The sequence below is a fragment of the Mesorhizobium sp. P2_A12 genome (assembly GCF_056405075.1).
Genome location: NZ_JBFUCU010000023.1, coordinates 58,457 through 64,561 on the forward strand (window position 1 = coordinate 58,457; position 6,105 = coordinate 64,561).

The 6,105-nt window shown below is 61.3% G+C and carries 7 protein-coding genes; 6 read left to right on the plus strand and 1 reads right to left on the minus strand.

What is annotated here, in order from left to right:
- Positions 1–26 precede the first annotated feature (26 nt).
- The gene (locus AC1DZU_RS30885) at positions 27–152 is read right to left on the minus strand and encodes a hypothetical protein (RefSeq protein WP_095091814.1); all 126 of its coding nucleotides are present in this window, start codon (positions 150–152) and stop codon (positions 27–29) included.
- Between the two features lie 287 nt (positions 153–439).
- Between AC1DZU_RS30885 and eno the strand changes: the two genes are divergently transcribed.
- The 6 genes from eno to AC1DZU_RS30915 all read left to right on the plus strand — a co-directional run.
- A complete protein-coding gene (gene eno, locus AC1DZU_RS30890) occupies positions 440–1,714 on the plus strand; it encodes a phosphopyruvate hydratase (RefSeq protein ID WP_184874324.1) in 1,275 nt (424 codons plus the stop codon).
- A 162-nt stretch (positions 1,715–1,876) separates the two neighbouring features.
- On the plus strand, positions 1,877–2,200 hold the full coding sequence (locus AC1DZU_RS30895) for an FtsB family cell division protein (protein WP_184874323.1): 324 nt from the start codon (positions 1,877–1,879) through the stop codon (positions 2,198–2,200).
- Positions 2,201–2,394: 194 nt separating this feature from the next.
- Positions 2,395–3,432 carry a pyruvate dehydrogenase (acetyl-transferring) E1 component subunit alpha gene (pdhA, locus tag AC1DZU_RS30900; protein WP_477227108.1) on the plus strand — a complete coding sequence of 346 codons (1,038 nt, stop codon included), beginning with the start codon at positions 2,395–2,397 and terminating at the stop codon, positions 3,430–3,432.
- A gap of 15 nt (positions 3,433–3,447) precedes the next feature.
- Positions 3,448–4,836, plus strand: coding sequence for a pyruvate dehydrogenase complex E1 component subunit beta (locus tag AC1DZU_RS30905; RefSeq protein WP_477290593.1), 1,389 nt, complete (start codon positions 3,448–3,450; stop codon positions 4,834–4,836).
- A 4-nt stretch (positions 4,837–4,840) separates the two neighbouring features.
- Positions 4,841–5,134, plus strand: coding sequence for a DUF5076 domain-containing protein (locus AC1DZU_RS30910; RefSeq protein ID WP_477290595.1), 294 nt, complete (start codon positions 4,841–4,843; stop codon positions 5,132–5,134).
- A gap of 9 nt (positions 5,135–5,143) precedes the next feature.
- A partial coding sequence (locus AC1DZU_RS30915; RefSeq protein ID WP_477290597.1) for a 2-oxo acid dehydrogenase subunit E2 occupies positions 5,144–6,105 on the plus strand: 962 nt, incomplete at its 3' end.

Sequence of the window (6,105 nt, forward strand, 5' to 3'; positions counted from 1 at the left end):
GGGGCCTTTTGGATTCGATGCTGCGCCTATTCGCTGACATGCAAGGCCGGTAGCGGCCCTGCTGCCTTGGGTGGCGATTGCTGATTGTCGCACGACGTCAGAAACGCCGCCGCGATCAGGAACAGACTCACGATACCACTCAACTGGGACATGGCGAAACTCCTCCTGTTTCGCCCCGCGCACCCGTACCATAGCGGGAAGTACATCCGCCGCACATGACTTATGATGACAGCGATTTGCGCTTCGTGAATCGTCTGATGCATGTCGCCACAAAGTAGCCCCCGGTTTTGGGAGAACGGCATGCGGCGCCTGAATCCGTTCAGGCGTGACGCGCTTTAGGCTGACGTGGCGGCAATAATTGCGAGCGGGCCGATTGCCTTTTGCGGCACTTTGGCTAAGACGTGCGCGACCCTTCTTCAGATCAATCGAGGACATCGCAATGACAGCCATCATCGACATTGTCGGGCGTGAAATCCTGGACAGCCGTGGAAATCCGACCGTCGAGGTCGATGTCGTTCTCGAAGATGGCTCGATGGGCCGCGCTGCGGTGCCGTCGGGCGCCTCGACCGGTGCCCACGAGGCCGTCGAACTGCGCGACGGCGGCGCCCGCTATCTCGGCAAGGGCGTGCTCAAGGCTGTCGAAGCGGTGAACGGCGAGCTGTTCGAGGCCATCGGCGGCATGGAAGCCGAAAACCAGATCCATATCGACCAGACCATGATCGAGCTCGACGGCACGCCCAACAAGAGCCGGCTCGGCGCCAACGCCATCCTCGGCGTCTCGCTGGCCGTGGCCAAGGCCGCGGCCGATGCAGCCGGCCTGCCGCTCTACCGTTATGTCGGTGGCACCAAGGCGCATGTCCTGCCGGTGCCGATGATGAACATCATCAATGGCGGCGCCCATGCCGACAACCCGATCGACTTCCAGGAATTCATGATCCTGCCGATCGGCGCGCCGACATTGCGCGAAGGTGTTCGCTGGGGTTCGGAAATCTTCCACACGCTGCGCAAGAAGCTGAAGGATGCCGGCCACAACACCAATGTCGGCGACGAGGGCGGCTTTGCCCCGAACCTGAAGAGCGCGCCGGTGGCGCTCGACTTCATCATGGAATCGATCGAGAAGGCCGGCTTCAAGCCCGGCGAAGAGATCGCGCTCGGCCTCGACTGCGCCGCGACCGAGTTCTTCAAGGACGGCAACTACGTCTATGAAGGCGAGAAGAAGACCCGCGATCCCAAGGCCCAGGCCAAGTATCTGGCCAAGCTCGCAGCCGACTATCCGATCATCTCGATCGAGGACGGCCTTGCCGAGGACGACTGGGAAGGCTGGAAGTATCTGACCGACCTGATCGGCAAGAAGACCCAACTGGTCGGCGACGATCTGTTCGTCACCAACACGGCACGGCTGCGTGACGGGATCCGCATGGGCGTTGCCAATTCGATCCTGGTCAAGGTCAACCAGATCGGCTCGCTGACGGAAACGCTCGACGCCGTCGAGACCGCGCACAAGGCCGGCTACACCGCCGTCATGTCGCACCGCTCGGGCGAAACCGAGGATTCGACCATCGCCGATCTCGCCGTTGCCACCAATTGCGGACAGATCAAGACCGGCTCGCTGTCGCGCTCGGACCGCATGGCCAAGTACAACCAGCTGATCCGCATCGAGGAAGAGCTCGGCAAGCAGGCGAGCTATGCCGGCAAGTCGGTGGTCAAGGGCTGATCCGAAAAACACCCAGGCATGGGATATCGACGAAAGGGCGGGAGCATTCCCGCCCTTTTTCATTTCGGTCTCGCGCAGCCGGTCATCCGTAACCGTCCGTTAAGCACAATCGGGCGAAAAAGATGGGGAGCCGTAGGAGTTCGCGGCCGCGAGGACTTGGATATGTGGACGCGTCAGCACAAGCAGAGAAACACCGGCCGACTGATCATTCCTTCGCTCTGCGTGGCGTTCCTCGCCTATTTCGGGTTTCATGCCTACCACGGCGAATTCGGCATCAACTCGAAATATCAGCTGGAAGCCCAGACGGTTGCGCTGCAAGGTCAGCTCGACGCGATCAAGGCACGCCGGATGGAGCTCGAACGGCGCGTTCGGCTCATGCATGAAGGGTCGATCGAGAAGGACATGCTCGACGAGCAGGCGCGCAAGGCGCTCAATCTGTCCCAAGCTGACGAAATCACCATCATGTTGCCGGTCTCGGCGAAGTAACCAGCTTTCAGTTAATAGCCAATATTTTCAATGATTTTAATCGCTTAGACGCATGCGAGCTATGCAATTTCGGCATGGCATAACGCTCTAACGCGTGTTAGCCTCTCCAAAATCGGTGGGGAGGAGCTGATCTCCCCAGGGCGGATTTGATCCTGCCCTATTGTCCGCAAAGAGACGCCAACAGGGAGTGATGCATGGCCACCGCAGCCAGAAAAGCGCCTGCCAAATCCAAGTCCGACGGCAAGATGGGGCTTTCGGCCCCCAAGCCTGCAGAATTCACCAAGGATGAAGAGCTTGCCGCCTATCGGCACATGCTGCTTATCCGCCGTTTCGAGGAAAAGGCAGGCCAGCTTTACGGTATGGGCTTCATCGGTGGTTTCTGCCATCTCTATATCGGCCAGGAAGCGGTCGTCACCGGCATGAAGATGGCGCTGATCCAAGGCGACCAGATGATCACCGCCTATCGCGACCACGGGCACATGCTGGCGATGGAGCTTTCACCGCGTGGCGTCATGGCTGAATTGACCGGACGTCGTGGCGGCCTGTCACGGGGCAAGGGCGGCTCCATGCACATGTTCTCCAAGGAGAAGCATTTCTACGGCGGCCACGGTATCGTCGGCGCGCAGGTGTCGCTCGGCACTGGTCTGGCCTTCGCCAATCGCTACCGCGACAACAACAATGTGTCGCTGACCTATTTCGGCGATGGTGCGGCCAACCAGGGCCAGGTCTATGAAAGCTTCAACATGGCCTCGCTGTGGAAGCTGCCGGTGATCTACATCATCGAGAACAACCGTTATGCCATGGGCACCTCGGTCTCGCGATCGTCGGCGGAGACGGACTTTTCGCATCGCGGCGCATCGTTCAAGATTCCCGGCCTCCAGGTCGACGGCATGGATGTCCGCGCCGTCAAGGCTGCTGGTGATCTGGCCACCGAATGGTGCCGCGCCGGCAACGGCCCGCTGATCCTCGAAATGCAGACCTATCGCTATCGCGGCCACTCGATGTCCGACCCGGCGAAGTACCGCTCGAAGGAAGAAGTGCAGAAGATGCGCTCCGAGCATGACCCGATCGAGCAGGTCAAGGCGCGGCTGATCGAGAAGAAGTGGGCGACCGAGGACGAATTGAAGACCGTCGACAAGGAGGTTCGCGACGTCGTCGCGGACGCCGCCGAATTTGCCCAGAACGACGCGGAGCCGGATCCGTCCGAGCTCTGGACCGATATCGTATTGTAACGGGAGGGCAAGGACATGCCGATCGAAATTCTCATGCCCGCTCTCTCGCCGACCATGGAAGAGGGCAATCTTTCCAAGTGGTTGAAGAACGAGGGCGACAAGGTCGTCGCCGGTGACGTCATCGCCGAGATCGAAACCGACAAGGCGACGATGGAAGTCGAAGCAGTCGATGAAGGCACGCTTGCCAAGATCGTGGTTCCTGCCGGCACCGAAGGCGTCAAGGTCAACGCAGTGATCGCCGTGCTCGCGGTTGACGGCGAAGACGTCGACAAGGCCGGCGAAGGCATCGGCGAAGAGCCCCCCAAGGCTGAAACAGCGGCGCCTGCGCCGGTGGCGGCCAAAAGCGAGGCCTCAGCACCGGTCGCAGCTGCCCCGAAGACTGAAATCGCCGCCGATCCGGATATTCCGGCCGGGACGGAAATGGTCTCGACCACGGTGCGCGAAGCGCTGCGTGATGCGATGGCCGAGGAAATGCGCCGCGACGGCGATGTCTTCGTCATGGGCGAGGAGGTTGCCGAATACCAGGGCGCCTACAAGATCACGCAGGGACTGCTGCAGGAATTCGGGCCTCGGCGCGTCGTCGACACGCCGATCACCGAGCATGGCTTTGCCGGCGTCGGCGTCGGCGCGGCAATGGCCGGCTTGAAACCGATCGTCGAGTTCATGACCTTCAACTTCGCCATGCAGGCGATCGACCAGATCATCAACTCGGCTGCCAAGACGCTCTATATGTCGGGCGGCCAGATGGGCGCGCCGATCGTGTTCCGTGGACCGAACGGCGCCGCCGCTCGCGTCGCAGCCCAGCATTCGCAGTGCTATGCCGCCTGGTATAGCCACATTCCCGGCCTCAAGGTCGTGATGCCCTACACCGCTGCCGACGCCAAGGGTCTGCTCAAGGCTGCGATCCGCGATCCGAACCCGGTTATCTTCCTCGAGAACGAAATCCTGTACGGTCATTCCTTCGACGTGCCGAAGCTGGATGATTTCGTGCTGCCGATCGGCAAGGCGCGCATCCACAAGACCGGCAAGGACGTCACCATCGTCTCTTTCGGCATTGGCATGACCTATGCGGTCAAGGCTGAAGCCGAGTTGCGCGGCATGGGCATCGACGCCGAGATCATCGACCTCAGGACCATCCGCCCGCTCGACCTCGACACGGTCATCGCCTCGGTCAAGAAGACCAACCGGCTGATCGTCGTGGAAGAGGGATATCCGCAGAGCTCGGTCGGCGATCACATCGCCAACCAGGTGTCGCAGCGTGCCTTCGATTTCCTTGATGCCCCGGTCATCACCATTGCCGGCAAGGACGTGCCGATGCCCTATGCGGCGAACCTCGAAAAGCTGGCTTTGCCCAATGTCGGCGAGGTCATCGAGGCGGTGAAGGCAGTGATGTACCGGGGTTAACGAGATGGCTCGCGAACTCGAAGTTCCCGCAGTGGTCGTCGAGGATAGCGAATTCGATGAAATACTTCGCGTCTGGATTGGTTCGGACGCGGTCTTCGCGATGCAAGACCTCTTTGGACCAGACGCTCACAACTGGGGAATGGTGCTCGCTGATGTCGGCATGCACATAGCCAGGATGAGACTGGAACAAGATGGCATCCCTAAAATCGAGACGCTTCAGGCATTGGAAGAAGGCTATCGCGGCAGAATGTCGGAGCAGTTCAATATCCAGCACCGTTCGCTGACCGGGCGGAACTGAGGAGGAAAAATGCCAATCAACATCACCATGCCGGCCCTGTCGCCCACGATGGAAGAGGGCAATCTGTCAAAGTGGCTGGTCAAGGAGGGCGACAAGGTTTCGCCCGGCGATGTCATTGCTGAGATCGAGACCGACAAGGCAACGATGGAAGTCGAAGCTGTCGACGAGGGCACGGTTGCAAAGCTCGTCGTTCCGGCCGGCACCGAGGGCGTCAAGGTCAATGCGCTGATCGCTGTGCTCGCAGCCGAAGGCGAGGACGCCGGCGCCGCTGCGAACAGCGGTGGCGCTGCTGCGCCAGCGAAAGCGGAAGCGCCGAAAACGGAGGCTCCGAAGGCGGAAGCACCGAAGGCTGAGGCGCCAAAGGCCGAGCCTGCGGCCGCATCTAAGGCAGTAGCGGGTCCGGCCGCCAACGGCCATGCCGCTGGCGAGCGCACCTTTGCGTCGCCGCTCGCGCGCCGCATCGCCAGGGAAGCCGGTGTCGATGTGTCTGCCGTGACCGGCACCGGCCCGCACGGCCGCGTGGTGAAAGCCGATGTCGATACGGCGATTGCCGGTGGCGGCGTCAAGCCTGCCGCCAAGGCAGCGCCTGCAGGGGCACCGGCGGCTCCGGCTGCTGCCGCCGCGCCGGTGAAGGCGATGTCGGACGAGCAGGTGCTGAAACTGTTCGAGCAAGGCTCCTACGAACTGGTCCCGCACGACAATATGCGCAAGACCATCGCGCGCCGCCTGGTCGAGGCCAAGACCACCATCCCGCATTTCTACCTGACGCTCGACTGCGAACTCGATGCGCTCTTGGCATTGCGCACGCAGATCAATGCGGCAGCGCCAGTCAAGAAGACCGAAAAGGGTGACGTGCCGGCCTACAAGCTGTCGGTCAACGACATGGTGATCAAGGCAATGGCGCTGGCGCTGAAGGCGGTGCCGGATGCCAATGCGTCGTGGACCGAAAGCGCCATGGTCAAGCACAAGCA

Bases quoted from the DNA above. Each gene is read 5' to 3' on its own strand.
- AC1DZU_RS30885 (WP_095091814.1), bottom strand. From the start codon at position 152: ATGTCCCAGTTGAGTGGTATCGTGAGTCTGTTCCTGATCGCGGCGGCG.
- eno (WP_184874324.1), top strand. From the start codon at position 440: ATGACAGCCATCATCGACATTGTCGGGCGTGAAATCCTGGACAGCCGT.
- AC1DZU_RS30895 (WP_184874323.1), top strand. From the start codon at position 1,877: ATGTGGACGCGTCAGCACAAGCAGAGAAACACCGGCCGACTGATCATT.
- pdhA (WP_477227108.1), top strand. From the start codon at position 2,395: ATGGCCACCGCAGCCAGAAAAGCGCCTGCCAAATCCAAGTCCGACGGC.
- AC1DZU_RS30905 (WP_477290593.1), top strand. From the start codon at position 3,448: ATGCCGATCGAAATTCTCATGCCCGCTCTCTCGCCGACCATGGAAGAG.
- AC1DZU_RS30910 (WP_477290595.1), top strand. From the start codon at position 4,841: ATGGCTCGCGAACTCGAAGTTCCCGCAGTGGTCGTCGAGGATAGCGAA.